The sequence below is a fragment of the Mycolicibacterium arenosum genome, from assembly GCF_024320865.1.
In the GTDB taxonomy this organism is placed as follows: domain Bacteria; phylum Actinomycetota; class Actinomycetes; order Mycobacteriales; family Mycobacteriaceae; genus Mycobacterium; species Mycobacterium arenosum.
In genome coordinates, this window is the sequence record NZ_JANDBD010000016.1 from 35494 (window position 1) to 47999 (window position 12506).

Sequence of the window (12506 nt, forward strand, 5' to 3'; positions counted from 1 at the left end):
ATCGCGCGCCAAAAGCCGCTAGACCCGGACGACCGGCACTGGGGTCGCGACTCGCGGCCTGGTGGCCACCGCCATCAGTGCCCCCGCCGCGGCGATAGCGCCGAGGGCGACGAACATCGCGGCGTACCCGCCGAGCAGGCTGGCCAGCGCCGCACCCACGAAAGGTCCGACCGCGGTAGCGATCATGATCGGCGCAGACAGGATGCCGCTGAGATGGCCGTAATGGGCCGAACCCCAACGCTCGGTGACCGCGGTGGCCTGCAGCAAGGTCATGATGCCGCGGATCACTCCCGCCCCGATCGCCACCACGACCAGCGCAGCGAAACTGCTGAACAGCCCCAGCAGCGCGGTGGTGGCGGCGACGCCGGCCATGACGAGCACCGTGCGGGGCACGACACCGACGCGGCGCACCAACCTCTGATAGCCCAGGCGGCCCAACACCTGCCCGGCGCCGCCCAAGCCAAGCGCAACCGCCGCGGCACCGGTGCTGATGCCACGTTGACTCATCAACGGCACCAGGTTCGCGATCACCGCATACGAGGCGAGCCCGGCGAGCGCGAACGCCGCGATCAACGCCAGGAACGGCCCGCTCCGAGCGGTGCGGGTCGGCGCCTCGACATGCTGATGCGTGGTGGTCACCGCCGGCCATGGGCGCCGCAAGCCGAAGAAGTGCGCCGGGATGGTGATCACCGCCATCACGGCAGCCAGAACAAGATACGTGTGACGCCAACTCATCTGGGCTGACAGTGCCGCGGTTAAAGGGGCGAACACGGTGCTGGCGAAACCAGCCACCAGCGTCAACGCGGTCAGTGCACGCACGGCGTCGGTGCCGAAGAACCGGGTCAGCGCCGCGAACGCGGGCGCATAGAACACCGCGCTCATCGCCACTCCGGCCAGCACCCAGGCCGCGACGAACCAGCCGTAGTTCGGCGCCGTCACAACCGCCACCACCGCGAGGCTGCCCAGGATGGAGCCGGCGGTCATGATCCAGCGCGGACCCACCCGGTCCAACCACCGCCCAATAGGGATGCCCACCAATGCCGCGGTCACCAACCCCGCGGAGAACGCGGCCGTCACCGCCGGCGGGGACCAGCCGGTGTCGGCGCTGATCTGCTCCGAAAGCACGGTGAAGGCGTAGTACAGCACACCCCAGCTGCTGATCTCGGTGACACACAACGTCACCAACACCCAGCGCAGCCCGTGAGCTGCACCGGGCGCCGGATGAGGATTGGCCTGGGTCATCCGCCAATGGGGTTCAGCGACAACGACAGCAGCTGCGGTGCCGAGTTCTGCGACGTCGGGGCTGGTCCGCAGCACCCGCCCCCGGCGTTCTCGCCCTCGGGGCTGTCGAACAAGCCCGCCCCGTTGCACACCCCGGTATCGGGCAACGTCAGCTCGACCCGGCTCGCGGCCTCGTGGTCGCCGGCCAGCTCGGCGGCGATGCTGCGGACCTGCTCGTAGCCGGTCATCGCCAGGAACGTCGGCGCCCGGCCGTAGGACTTCATGCCCACGATGTACAGATTCGGCTCGGGGAGGGCCAATTCGGCGGCGCCGTGCGGCAATACGCTGCCGCAGGAGTGCATGTTCGGATCGATCGAGCCTGCCAGGTTGATCGGGGCCTGCAGGATCGGGTCCAGCGCGATGCGCATCTCCGACAGGAACGACAGGTCCGGCCGGAACCCGGTGAGCACCACCACGTGATCGGCTGGCGCCAAAGCGCGCCCGTCCTCGGCGGTCACCACCGCGCGGCCGTCGACCAGATCGATGCGCTCGGTGCGGAATCCGGTCGACAGCGACACCCGGCCCGCCTCGACCGCTTCCTTGGATCGCACACCCAGAGCGCCGCGCTGGGGCAGTTCATCGGCGGCGCCCCCGCCGAAGGTGTCCTCGGAGACCCCGCGGCGCAGTACCCACGTCACCGTCGTCGAGGGATCCTTGCGGACCACCTCGCCGAGCTGGATCACCGCGGTCATCGCCGAATGCCCGCTGCCGACCACCACCACGTGCTTGCCTGCCAAACTTGAGGCCTGCGCGAGGGTCGGCGGAACATAGGTCAGCACCCCGGAGGTCGCTGCCGCGCGTTCCCCGATCGCCGGAACCCCGTCAGCGCCAGCAGGGTTGGGCTGGCCCCAGGTGCCCGAGGCGTCAATGACCGCCTGGGCCTGCACCCGGCACTCCGTTCCGTCAGCGTTGCTCACGTGCACGACGAACGGCGTCTCGGCACGACCAGGCGTGACGAGCCGGTCCCGGCCCAACCGGGACACCGCCTCCACTCGCGCGCCGTACTGGACCCGTTCACCCAAGGCGCCCGCCAACGGTGCCAGGTAGTCGTCGATCCACTCCCGGCCGGTCGGGAATCCGGAAGCGGAGGCCGTCCAGCCCGTCGGCTCCAACAGTCGTTCGGCGGCGGGGTCCACCAGTTCGGGCCACGGGGAGAACGTGCGCACGTGCTCCCACTGCTCGACGGCCGATCCTGGACCTTGGCCGGCCTCCAACACCAGCGGGGTGAGTCCGCGCTCCAGTAGATGCGCGGCCGCCGCCAGACCCAGCGGTCCGGCCCCGATCACTACGACGGGCAGCTCTGACATGCTCCACTCCTCTCATCGACGTTCTTCGATGGGACTGATCGTGCTTGACGCATCGACGTTTGTCAATGCGTGTGCCATCATGAGGACATGGCAACCGCGACCGCACCGTTGACCTCAAGTGATGTGGCCAGCTGCTGCTCACCGCTGACCGGCGGCGTGCTGGACACCGCTGCCGCCGAACGACTCGCCTCGGTGTTCAAGGCGCTTGCCGACCCGGCACGGGTCAAACTGGTGTCGCTCATCGCCGCATCAGACGGTGGGGAAGCCTGCATCTGCGACCTCACCGAGCCACTTGGGCTGAGCCAACCCACGGTGTCCCATCACATGAAGCTGCTCGTCGACAGCGGCCTCGTCAGCCGCGACCAACGCGGCAAGTGGGCCTACTACCGCGTCAATGTCGCAGCCCTGGACCGCATCGCCACCGCAATGTCGACGCATTCAGAATGACCATCGTTCGATGGCGATGAATAGGTCCGGCCTTGATCTCGGCGTGGAGCCGCGCTGGGGCGGTGCGGCACTGCTGCGTCCGGGGGTGTTGGCGTTCACCGGGTCCATCGGCACCACCGATGCCCACGCCCATCACGCCGTGCAGATCATCACCGCGACAACGGCGTTCACGGTGCTTGACGAGCACGGCGCGCGGCACCGCGGCACGAAGGTGGTCGTGCCCGCCGATGCCCCCCATCGAGTCGAGGTCGGAGCGCCGGAGGGCACGGTGGTGTTCCTGGAGCCGGAGTCCGCGCCGGGACGGTCTGCGCAGCTGCGTGCGGTCCACTCTGGGTGGACTGTTGCCCCGGTGCTGACGTTCACCCGTCGGCGAGCGCTGGCCACGGTGGTCGACGAGCTGATCGCGCACCTGGCGCCCGTCCTTGCCGTAGACGACAGGGCGCACCATCCCGCCATCGTTGACGCGTTGCGGCTGTTGCCTGACCTTGTGGCGGCGGGCCCGGTCAGCGGTACAGAATTAGCTGCACGGGTCGGGATTTCGCCGAGTCGGCTGACGCATTTGTTCACTGAGCAGGTCGGGATTCCGTTACGCCGTTACGTGTTGTGGTCGCGGCTGCGGATCGCGATCACCCGCGTGCAGTCCGGGGACGACCTCACTGGGGCGGCGCACGGTGCGGGTTTCGCCGATAGCGCGCACCTTTCTCGCACGACCCGCGAGATGTTCGGCTTGGCGCCCTCGGTGTTGAGCCGGCACGTGTCCTGGGATCTCGACAGCACCGGTTAGCCGAATCGTTCAAGCCCCGCCGTGGCGGCGGCCGCGACGATCAAGGCATGAGTACGACTTCCATGACATCGATGGCCACCAGCGCGGTTCAGGTGGTGGCCCGGTACGGCTATGTGCCGTTCATGCTGATCGGCCTCAACGGCGCGGGTATCGCCGTGGCCGCGGCCGGGGCACCGAAGTACTGGTTGATGGTCATTCTGGTCGTCGCGATCGCGACGGCGTTTCTGGTCGAACGGGTCATCCCGTATGACCCCGAGTGGAACCACGACCGTGCCGATAGCACCCGCGACCGCATCCACGTCGCGGTCAACGAAACCCTCATCCTGGGCAGCGTGGCCGCCATCCCGCTGCTCGCCGCGATCGTGCCCGCGCCCCAGTTGTGGCCGTACAGTTGGCCGTTCGTCGCACAGGTGCTAGCCGCGATCCTGGTCGCGGATTTCGGCATCACCGTCGTACACCTGGCCAGCCACAAGATCGGCGTGCTGTGGCGATTCCACGCGGTGCACCACAGCATCACCCGCTTCTACGGCCTCAACGGCCTGATGAAACACCCCCTACACCAAACCGCCGAGATGGCCGCCGGCGTGGCCCCCCTGATCCTGATCGGCCTGCCCGTCAACGTGGCCTCCGTGTTGGCGCTGGCCGTGGCAATCCAGCTGCTGTTGCAGCACTCCAACGCCGACTACCGCATCGGTCCCGCCAAGTACGTCCTAGCCCTCAACGAAGGCCACCGCTTTCACCACCTCAAGTGGGCCGGCATCGGTGACGTCAACTTCGGACTGTTCACCCTGGTGTGGGATCACCTGCTGCGCACCTACTCCTACGACCCCGCCCGACGATTCGACTCCACCCAACTCGGCATGGCCGCCAAACCCGACTACCCCAGCGGCTACCTGCGCCAGATGATCTACCCGTTCACCCGCGACGGCGGATGCACCCTCACACCCACCGCCACCGCGGCGACGAACGGCACCGAGACGTCGACGCCCGACCCCAGCGAAAAGTATCGCTGCTAACCGGTCATAATCGTCATATGGCGATGAATAAATCGGATGCGTGCCTCGGCGGCAGCGCCCCAGGAAACTCCTCGAATCTGGATGCGGCGGTGGCGCTATTTCACAGCCTCTCCGATTCGGCTCGGTTGGCGATCGTGCGCCGCCTCGCTGACGGGGAGGCCCGCGTGGCCGACCTGATCGGAGAGCTGGGGTTGGCCCAGTCCACCGTGTCGGCGCATGTGGCGTGCCTGCGGGACTGCGGGCTGGTCACCGGCCGCCCCGAGGGCCGGCAGGTGTTCTACTCGCTGACCCGCCCCGAACTGCTCGACCTGCTCGCCTCCGCCGAAACACTGCTCGCCGCCACCGGCAACGCCGTCGCACTGTGCCCCACCTACGGCACCCGCTCCCGCACCGACGCGACGACCAGCACGAAGGAGACTCGCTGATGAGCGACGCCTGCGGCTGCGGCAACGACGAACCCCGCGGCGCCGACGAGGAGGAGCGTGAGCCCGAGCGGCTGTGGCAGATCAAGGAACTGCAGTTCGCCGCCATTTCGGGGGTGTTCCTGCTGGCAGCGGTGATCGCCGGGTTCCTCGACGTCGCCGAGCCGGTCGTGCGCACGCTGGAAGCGGTGGCGCTGCTGGCCGGCGCCTATACCTTCGTGCCGTCCACCCTCACACGGCTGGCCAAGGGCAAGATCGGCGTGGGCACGCTGATGACCATCGCCGCCGTGGGCGCGGTGATCCTCGGCGAGGTGGGTGAGGCCGCCATGCTGGCCTTCCTGTTCTCCATCAGCGAGGGACTGGAGGAGTACTCGCTGGCGCGCACTCGCCGCGGACTGCGCGCACTGTTGTCGCTGGTGCCCGACGAAGCGACAGTGCTGCGTGACGGTAGCGAAAAGACCGTGGCGACAGCCGATGTGCGGATCGGCGACCGGATGCTGGTCAAGCCCGGTGAGCGCGTCGCCACCGACGGCATCATCCGCGACGGCCGCACCGCGCTGGATGTCTCGGCCATCACCGGTGAGTCGGTCCCCGTGGAGGCTGGGCCCGGTGATGAGGTGTTCGCGGGGTCGATCAACGGCACCGGGGTGCTCGAGGTGGAGGTCACCACCACCGCCGAGGACAACTCGCTGGCCCGCATCGTGCGCATCGTGGAGGCCGAACAGTCCCGCAAGGGCGCCTCCCAACGCCTGGCTGACCGCATCGCCAAACCCCTGGTTCCCGGGGTGATGATCGTCGCGGCGCTGATCGCGGTGATCGGCAGCCTGCTCGGGGACTCGGCCACCTGGATCGAACGTGCCCTGGTGGTGCTGGTCGCCGCCTCGCCGTGCGCCCTGGCGATCTCGGTGCCCGTCACCGTGGTGGCCGCCATCGGCGCCGCCAGCAAGCTCGGTGCGCTGGTCAAGGGCGGCGCCGCGCTGGAAGGGCTGGGCAAGATCCGCGGTGTCGCGTTGGACAAGACCGGGACGCTCACCGCGAACCGGCCCGCAGTCATCGACGTGGCCACCACCCACGGCGCCACCCGCGAGCAGGTGCTGGATCTGGCTGCGGCTCTGGAAGCGCGCAGCGAGCACCCGCTGGCCGCGGCGATCCTCGCCGCCGTCGAGGACGTCATCCCTGCCACCGACGTGGAGGCCGTCACCGGCGCCGGGCTCACCGGACGCCGCGATGGGCACACGCTTCGTCTGGGCCGCCCCGGCTGGCTCGACCCTGGCCCGCTCGCCGAGGAGGTCGCGTGCATGCAGCAGGCGGGGGCCACCGCCGTCCTCGTCGAACACGACAGCCAGGTCATCGGTGCCATCGCCGTGCGCGACGAGCTGCGCCCCGAGGCCGCCGAGGTGGTCGCCCGGCTGCGCCGCGACGGCTACCACGTCGCCATGCTCACCGGCGACAACCAGGCCACCGCAGCGGCTTTGGCCCGCGACGTCGGGATCGACGCCGTGCACGCCGAGCTGCGCCCCGAAGACAAAGCGCGACTGATCGAAGAGCTGCGGGCCCAGCGCCCCACGGCGATGGTCGGCGACGGCGTCAACGACGCTCCCGCGCTGGCCACCGCCGACGTCGGTATCGCGATGGGCGCGATGGGCACCGACGTGGCCATCGAAACCGCGGACGTGGCGTTGATGGGCGAAGACCTGCGCCACCTGCCCCAGACGTTCACCCACGCGCGCCGGGCGCGGCGGATCATGCTGCAAAACGTCGGCCTATCCCTGGGCCTGATCATCGCGTTGGTGCCGCTGGCACTGTTCGGGGTGCTCGGGCTGGCCGCCGTGGTGCTGGTCCACGAACTCGCCGAGATCGTGGTCATCGCCAACGGTGTGCGGGCTGGGCGCACCAAGCCACTGGCCGCTGCGCCGGTCGATCCGGCCGCCAGCGACACCCGCGCGGCGCCGGTGGGCGCGCCGTCGTGACCGCTGGCCACACCGGCGCCGAGGCCAGGGTAATTCGGGGCCGGATCACCCTGGCCGCCACGGCGGTCATCGCCGCCGGACTTGATCTGGGACTGAAGACGTGGGCCGCCCGGGCGCTGAACGATGGCAGCTCAACAGATCTCGGTCTGCTGCACCTGCGGCTGGCGTTCAACCCCGGGGTGGCATTCAGTCTCGGCGACACCCTGCCCCCAGCGGTCCTGCTCGGCGTCACCGGCGTGATCGTGGTCGCACTCGCGGTGTTCGCGGTCCGCGTCACTCGCACCGCCGCGCTGCCCGTCGTGCTGGCGCTGGCCGCGATGCTGGGTGGCGCGGTGGCCAACCTGATCGATCGCGCCGCTGACGGACTGGTCACCGACTACCAGCACACGGGCTGGTTTCCGACCTTCAACCTCGCTGACGTCTTCGTCGTCGGCGGCGGAGCCGTCCTCGCTGTGGCGAGCTGGCGCACCAGCGACACCGCAGCCACGGGGGCCGGCGCATGATCCTGTCGTCAGTTCTGCCCGCGATCGGCCTGTTCATCGTCACCAACATCGACGACATCATCGTGCTGTCGCTGTTCTTCGCCCGCGGCGCGGGGCAACGCGGAACAACGGCCCGGATCACCGCAGGCCAGTACCTAGGGTTTGCGGGGATTCTGGGCGCGGCGGTGCTGGTGACGTTGGGTGCCGGGGCGTTCCTTCCCCCGGAGATCATTCCGTACTTCGGGCTCATACCCCTGGCCCTGGGACTGTGGGCGGCATGGGAAGCCTGGCGTGGAAACGACGATGACGACGACGATGGAAGAGTCGCGGGTAAGAACGTCGGCATCTGGACCGTCGCGGCAGTCACCTTTGCCAATGGCGGGGACAACATCGGCGTCTACGTCCCGGTCTTCCTCAGCGTGGGACCCGCGGCCGTGGTGGCCTACTGCGTCGTCTTCCTCGTGCTCGTCGCGGTCCTCGTCGTCGCCGCCAAATTCGTCGCCACCCGCCGGCCGATCGCCGAGGTCCTCGAACGCTGGGAACACGTGCTGTTCCCGATCGTCTTGATCGCCCTCGGCATCTTCATCCTGGTCAGCGGCCTGGTCTTCTCAGAGTGAGGCAGGCCCCGCCCGCGCGCCACATCAACGCCAGAACGCTTGTGGTGAAGGAGGTTTCATGCGTAGCGTCAGGCAAATAGTGGCCGTTGCGGCAGCCCTTGTCATCGCGGCAGCCCAGGTCACCGGCTGCACCACTGGTGAGGATGCCGTCGCCCAAGGCGGTACGTTCGACTTCGTTTCCCCCGGCGGCCAGACCGCGATCTTCTACGACCCACCTTCGAGTCGGGTGACGATCGGCGACCTGAACGGCCCCGACTTGTTCACCGACGAAACGATCTGGCTGTCGGATTTCACCGGGAAGGTGGTCCTGATCAACGTGTGGGGCTCGTGGTGTGCGCCCTGCCGCACCGAAACTCCGGAACTGGAGACGGTCTACGCCGAATACCGCGACCGCGGTGTGCAGTTCCTGGGTATCGACGTACGCGACAACAGAGATACTGCACGCGATTCCGTCACTGACCGCAACGTGCAATATCCCTCCATTTTCGACCCCGCAATGCGCAGCCTCATCACCCTGGGACGCACCTATCCGACCAGCGTGGTCCCCACCACGATGGTCCTCGACCGCCAACGGGTCGCCGCGGTGTACCTCATGGCACTACTAGCCGAAGACCTACGGCCTCTACTCGATCGGCTGACCACCGAGCGATGACTCCTCACTGGACAGCAGCTTTGAGTGCGAGATCGCCGTGGCGGTGTTCACCTGCTGGTTAAGACTGCGGCGAGGTCGTCGGGGACGGGCATCGGTGTCATCAGCCCCGCCGTGACACGGCCGGTGTTGCCGACGGGATACCGACCGGTCATCGACCCAGGGGCAGCGACCATGAGGCGCAGCACCTGCCCGAGCGCTTCGCGGCGGTCGTGCTGGCGCACGGCCAACACCAGCATGGCGGCGTGGTTGCAGGTGTGCAGCCATGGATCTGGCTGCGACACGATGTGAGCCCTCTCCAGATGTCGCCATCGCACCAGCGAATCCTCGGCTTTCATGGCGGCGTCCATTTCGCTGCGATACACCAGGCGGGCCTGCGCACTGATCCTTGGCATCACACTCGCTCCTGTCGTACGGTCGGCAGTGCGGTCACGACCGCAAGACGGCCACCGCCACCAGCGGCATTCGTTACTTGTCAACACTTTCAGGACCCGCCCTGAACTCGGCATCGGATTACGGGCTGCAGCACGCATCAGCCACGATTCGGACTCTCTCCAGCAACCGCGGCCACACCGGACAACACCGCGGCCGTCAACTGGCGCCCACGCTCGGTCAGCCGATACATCACCAACTTCCCCTGGCGCCGCGAGGACACCAACGACGCATTCTTGAGCTGACGCAGATGGTGTGACACCAAACCCTGAGACAACCCCACCACCCAGGCCATGTCGCAGACGCACAATTCCTCGCCAGTGGCCAACGCGGCCGCTATGGACAGCCGGGTGCCGTCCGCCAGGCCACGCGCGGCTGCGGCTGCGGCCTGCACGGTGGCGTTGTCGGGCACCGCGGCCCGGATGGACTCTGCATGCGGGAGGTCCAAACACAGCAGGTCGCAGGTGTCCACCGGCTCGGCCATATCGATATACTAAAGTACGTTGATATGAAGATGAAAGGCCCCGGCTCGATCCTGGCCAGTACCCGCGTGCTCCTCACGCTCTTGGTCATCGCGGTCGCGACCGTGGGGACCGTCGTGTTTCTCTCCGTGCGCGATACCGGCTCAGCTCCCGACATCGCAGTCGACGACGGGTCAGCCGGGCAGACGGTCCGGGAAAACAGCCACCGGCTCAACTCGGTTCCCGACAGCGAGGTCTACTTCGTCGAGTTTCTCGACTTCGAATGCGAAGGCTGCCGGGCACTCTATCCCGCCATCGAGCAGCTCCGCGCCGAGTACGGCGACCGGGTGAACTTCGTGCTGCGCTACTTTCCGCTGCGCTCGCACTTCAACGCCGAACGCGCCGCACGCGCGGTGGAAGCCGCCGCCCAACAAGGTCAACTCGAAGCCATGTACCGCAAAATGTATGAGACACAAGCAGAGTGGGGCGAGCAACAAGTTCCCGCCGACGACGTCTTCCGGGGCTTTGCCCAACAGCTGGGCTTGGAGATGGAGGCCATCGACGCCACCTACAACGACCCCGCAACCCTGCAACGCATCCAACTCGACATCGCCGACGGCACCGCACTCGGTGTACAGGGAACACCCACCTTCTTCATCAACAACGAGCGGATCCGGCCGCGCAGCTACGACGACCTGACTACGGCACTCGACCAAGCTCTGGAGCGCGGATAAGGCGCCCTTGTCTCGTTAGAACCAACGCGGCGATCCGTTTGCTGTCTCACATTAGTGCCCACGCATCGGTTAGCTGCGCGACTGTCGGCGCCGCAACGCTTCGTTCAGCTGGGTGACCGTTGGCAACCCCATCAGTCCGGTATCGGTCTGATACACCCGGCACGCCAACTCCGTCACCGGTACCGCATCGTCAAAAGCGTCTGTGCCGTCGATGAGGATGGTGGGAGAGCCCGCGAACGGCAAGGCGGCTGCCTCTTCGTCCGTAGTGACCCGCCGATACGTGATCTCGACGTCGGCCAATCCGGCTGCTGCCGCGCCCACACGAGCACCGGCTTCCTGCCAATTCGGGCACCCGTCGAAATAGACAATTTCCACTCTCATATGCCGATTGTGCGCGTAAAGAGCCGGCAAGCGCTTCACCTTCAAGTACGGACGTCTCCGCACGATCTCCCCTGCTGTCTCGTTTTTAAAGAAATGAGACCGCCCTGGGCTGCCCACGTTGCCGGCCGCATAGCGCCAAGTCGCGATGTCTCATTTCTTGTCCCACACGGCGTGTCTCAGATCCTCGATGGCGGTAAGCAGTGAGAAGTCATTGCAGGACGGCGATCCTCGGCTACGTCCGAGTTTGCGCCACTGGCCAGGTGCTCGACGCGCAAGTAACGTTGCCGCGACTGCCGGCGTTGATCTGTACCGCTGACGGGGCCTGCGAAGATAGGGCTGGCAATAAGCGCGTAGGCGCCGAATGGCAGAGGTTGGCGACAAACGTCTGACATGTCGCACATTGTGCGGGGATACCCCCGAGGGGTACTTTGCGGTTGTATCCACGGCGGGTACCTCGTCGACTGGGAGGCCTATCGTTCATGACGGCACAAGAGAAACTCCGGCGGCTCACCCAGAGTTCAACCATACGGTCGATCGCCAAGTGCGTGGCCCTGTGCACGTTTAGCCAAATCGCCGGCGGGCGCCGCCCTATCAAGGCCGATACGGGGAAATCCTGCTGCAGCTAAGGGCCTGCGGACCGCGGCCACCTCGGTGTCCCTGACGGGCTGCGCCGCTATTTGATGGCCTTAAATGTCCCGGTCCGACGTGGCGAGGAATTGTTCGATTGCCGGGCCGAAGGCGCGCGCCAGGTCTTCAGCGTTGGCGAGCAGGTCGGACATCGCGACCTCGGCAAGCTCTCCGTGCGGAAGGGCGTCGGCGAGGGTGCGCGCGAGTTGCGTAGGGTGGCGTGAGTAGTCGCCGGCGATGATGAGCGTCGGCGTGTTGATGCGCCGGAGTTCCTCGACAGTCGCGAAAGCGCGGTCATGACCGATTGTCGCTGCGGCAGCGGCACTTTGAGCGTCAGCGCGCGGAATGGCCTCGGTGACGAGGTTGGCAATGAGCGGCTGAAGATGAGGGACAAACAGCTCCCAGGCGGCCTGTAAACCGCGGGAACGGGCGCGGTTGGCGAAACGGTCCATCAGCTCTGTGTCGGCAGCCTTGTCCTCGTCGTCCTCGATAGCTTCAGCACTGATGATGACTGCGGACCGGGCGACATGGCGGTGTTCCAGACATGTCCGCAAGGCAATCGTGCCGCCGAGGCCGGCGCCGACAAAGTGGGCGGACGTGGCGTCGAGCGCGTGCATGATCTCAATGGCGTCGGTGACGTACTGATCCCAGCGGTGCAACGTCGGGTCGGGGCATCGCGATGCTCCATATCCTCGAATATCCGGCAGCGCAACGCGATACCGGCCAGCAAGTCTATTGGCAAGCGGCCGCATGCTGTAGTGGTCGGGCCCACCGCCGTGCAGCATGACGATCAGCTCGCCGCGGCCGACGACCTCGCCCATGAGCGGCCAGCCGTCATCCCCGGCGTGCAACGTTCGCACCCCCATCGGTTCTCTCCCTTCGTCGCGGATTCCTCG

Annotated in this window: 15 protein-coding genes; 9 read left to right on the plus strand and 6 right to left on the minus strand. The window is 67.1% G+C overall.

Going from position 1 to position 12506, the window contains the following annotated elements; translation table 11 throughout:
• Positions 1 to 18: 18 nt before the first annotated feature.
• Together NM203_RS29680 and NM203_RS29685 are read right to left on the minus strand one after the other, a co-directional pair.
• Positions 19 to 1242, minus strand: a complete 1224-nt coding sequence (locus NM203_RS29680; RefSeq protein WP_030133917.1) for an MFS transporter — start codon at positions 1240 to 1242, stop codon at positions 19 to 21.
• Positions 1239 to 2588, minus strand: coding sequence for an NAD(P)-binding domain-containing protein (locus tag NM203_RS29685; RefSeq protein ID WP_255064350.1), 1350 nt, complete (start codon positions 2586 to 2588; stop codon positions 1239 to 1241). Before NM203_RS29685 ends, NM203_RS29680 begins: the two co-directional genes overlap by 4 nt.
• Before the next feature lie 87 nt (positions 2589 to 2675).
• Here NM203_RS29685 and NM203_RS29690 point away from each other — a divergent pair, with 87 nt between their 5' ends.
• From NM203_RS29690 to NM203_RS29725, 8 genes are read left to right on the plus strand one after another with little or no spacing between them, the layout of a single operon-like run.
• Positions 2676 to 3035, plus strand: coding sequence for an ArsR/SmtB family transcription factor (locus NM203_RS29690; protein ID WP_081843341.1), 360 nt, complete (start codon positions 2676 to 2678; stop codon positions 3033 to 3035).
• A gap of 16 nt (positions 3036 to 3051) precedes the next feature.
• On the plus strand, positions 3052 to 3819 hold the full coding sequence (locus NM203_RS29695) for a helix-turn-helix domain-containing protein (RefSeq protein ID WP_030133920.1): 768 nt from the start codon (positions 3052 to 3054) through the stop codon (positions 3817 to 3819).
• A gap of 47 nt (positions 3820 to 3866) precedes the next feature.
• Positions 3867 to 4835, plus strand: coding sequence for a sterol desaturase family protein (locus NM203_RS29700; protein ID WP_030133921.1), 969 nt, complete (start codon positions 3867 to 3869; stop codon positions 4833 to 4835).
• Between the two features lie 17 nt (positions 4836 to 4852).
• A complete protein-coding gene (locus tag NM203_RS29705; RefSeq protein WP_030133922.1) occupies positions 4853 to 5260 on the plus strand; it encodes an ArsR/SmtB family transcription factor in 408 nt (135 codons plus the stop codon).
• Positions 5260 to 7227 (plus strand): heavy metal translocating P-type ATPase, encoded by a 1968-nt coding sequence (locus tag NM203_RS29710; RefSeq protein WP_030133923.1) that lies wholly within the window; start codon positions 5260 to 5262, stop codon positions 7225 to 7227. The genes NM203_RS29705 and NM203_RS29710 overlap by 1 nt, the downstream gene beginning before the upstream one ends.
• Positions 7224 to 7730 carry a signal peptidase II gene (gene lspA / locus NM203_RS29715; protein ID WP_030133924.1) on the plus strand — a complete coding sequence of 169 codons (507 nt, stop codon included), beginning with the start codon at positions 7224 to 7226 and terminating at the stop codon, positions 7728 to 7730. The genes NM203_RS29710 and lspA overlap by 4 nt, the downstream gene beginning before the upstream one ends.
• A complete protein-coding gene (locus tag NM203_RS29720) occupies positions 7727 to 8326 on the plus strand; it encodes a cadmium resistance transporter (RefSeq protein WP_141864114.1) in 600 nt (199 codons plus the stop codon). Before lspA ends, NM203_RS29720 begins: the two co-directional genes overlap by 4 nt.
• Positions 8327 to 8384: 58 nt before the next feature.
• Complete coding sequence (locus NM203_RS29725; RefSeq protein ID WP_030133926.1) at positions 8385 to 8978, plus strand: TlpA family protein disulfide reductase; 594 nt, start codon at positions 8385 to 8387, stop codon at positions 8976 to 8978.
• A 47-nt stretch (positions 8979 to 9025) separates the two neighbouring features.
• Here the strand turns inward: NM203_RS29725 and NM203_RS29730 are convergent, their stop codons facing one another.
• Both NM203_RS29730 and NM203_RS29735 read right to left on the minus strand, forming a co-directional pair.
• Positions 9026 to 9370, minus strand: coding sequence for a DUF3703 domain-containing protein (locus NM203_RS29730; protein ID WP_030133927.1), 345 nt, complete (start codon positions 9368 to 9370; stop codon positions 9026 to 9028).
• A gap of 137 nt (positions 9371 to 9507) precedes the next feature.
• Complete coding sequence (locus tag NM203_RS29735) at positions 9508 to 9891, minus strand: ArsR/SmtB family transcription factor (protein WP_030133928.1); 384 nt, start codon at positions 9889 to 9891, stop codon at positions 9508 to 9510.
• Positions 9892 to 9915: 24 nt separating this feature from the next.
• On the opposite strand from NM203_RS29735, the gene NM203_RS29740 reads away from it, so the two are divergent.
• Positions 9916 to 10602 carry a DsbA family protein gene (locus NM203_RS29740; protein WP_255064353.1) on the plus strand — a complete coding sequence of 229 codons (687 nt, stop codon included), beginning with the start codon at positions 9916 to 9918 and terminating at the stop codon, positions 10600 to 10602.
• Between the two features lie 69 nt (positions 10603 to 10671).
• On the opposite strand, the gene NM203_RS29745 is transcribed toward NM203_RS29740, so the two are convergent.
• Together NM203_RS29745 and NM203_RS29750 are read right to left on the minus strand one after the other, a co-directional pair.
• Positions 10672 to 10983: a hypothetical protein gene (locus tag NM203_RS29745; RefSeq protein ID WP_030133930.1), complete on the minus strand. Its 312-nt coding sequence runs from the start codon at positions 10981 to 10983 to the stop codon at positions 10672 to 10674.
• A gap of 686 nt (positions 10984 to 11669) precedes the next feature.
• The gene (locus tag NM203_RS29750; protein ID WP_030133931.1) at positions 11670 to 12476 is read right to left on the minus strand and encodes an alpha/beta fold hydrolase; all 807 of its coding nucleotides are present in this window, start codon (positions 12474 to 12476) and stop codon (positions 11670 to 11672) included.
• Between the last annotated feature and the right edge of the window lie 30 nt (positions 12477 to 12506).

What these genes read in the sequence shown, in the direction of transcription:
- NM203_RS29680 (WP_030133917.1), bottom strand. Translation starts at nt 1,242, where the DNA reads ATGACCCAGGCCAATCCTCATCCGGCGCCCGGTGCAGCTCACGGGCTG.
- NM203_RS29685 (WP_255064350.1), bottom strand. Translation starts at nt 2,588, where the DNA reads ATGTCAGAGCTGCCCGTCGTAGTGATCGGGGCCGGACCGCTGGGTCTG.
- NM203_RS29690 (WP_081843341.1), top strand. Translation starts at nt 2,676, where the DNA reads ATGGCAACCGCGACCGCACCGTTGACCTCAAGTGATGTGGCCAGCTGC.
- NM203_RS29695 (WP_030133920.1), top strand. Translation starts at nt 3,052, where the DNA reads ATGAATAGGTCCGGCCTTGATCTCGGCGTGGAGCCGCGCTGGGGCGGT.
- NM203_RS29700 (WP_030133921.1), top strand. Translation starts at nt 3,867, where the DNA reads ATGAGTACGACTTCCATGACATCGATGGCCACCAGCGCGGTTCAGGTG.
- NM203_RS29705 (WP_030133922.1), top strand. Translation starts at nt 4,853, where the DNA reads ATGGCGATGAATAAATCGGATGCGTGCCTCGGCGGCAGCGCCCCAGGA.
- NM203_RS29710 (WP_030133923.1), top strand. Translation starts at nt 5,260, where the DNA reads ATGAGCGACGCCTGCGGCTGCGGCAACGACGAACCCCGCGGCGCCGAC.
- NM203_RS29720 (WP_141864114.1), top strand. Translation starts at nt 7,727, where the DNA reads ATGATCCTGTCGTCAGTTCTGCCCGCGATCGGCCTGTTCATCGTCACC.
- NM203_RS29725 (WP_030133926.1), top strand. Translation starts at nt 8,385, where the DNA reads ATGCGTAGCGTCAGGCAAATAGTGGCCGTTGCGGCAGCCCTTGTCATC.
- NM203_RS29730 (WP_030133927.1), bottom strand. Translation starts at nt 9,370, where the DNA reads ATGCCAAGGATCAGTGCGCAGGCCCGCCTGGTGTATCGCAGCGAAATG.
- NM203_RS29735 (WP_030133928.1), bottom strand. Translation starts at nt 9,891, where the DNA reads ATGGCCGAGCCGGTGGACACCTGCGACCTGCTGTGTTTGGACCTCCCG.
- NM203_RS29740 (WP_255064353.1), top strand. Translation starts at nt 9,916, where the DNA reads ATGAAGATGAAAGGCCCCGGCTCGATCCTGGCCAGTACCCGCGTGCTC.
- NM203_RS29745 (WP_030133930.1), bottom strand. Translation starts at nt 10,983, where the DNA reads ATGAGAGTGGAAATTGTCTATTTCGACGGGTGCCCGAATTGGCAGGAA.
- NM203_RS29750 (WP_030133931.1), bottom strand. Translation starts at nt 12,476, where the DNA reads ATGGGGGTGCGAACGTTGCACGCCGGGGATGACGGCTGGCCGCTCATG.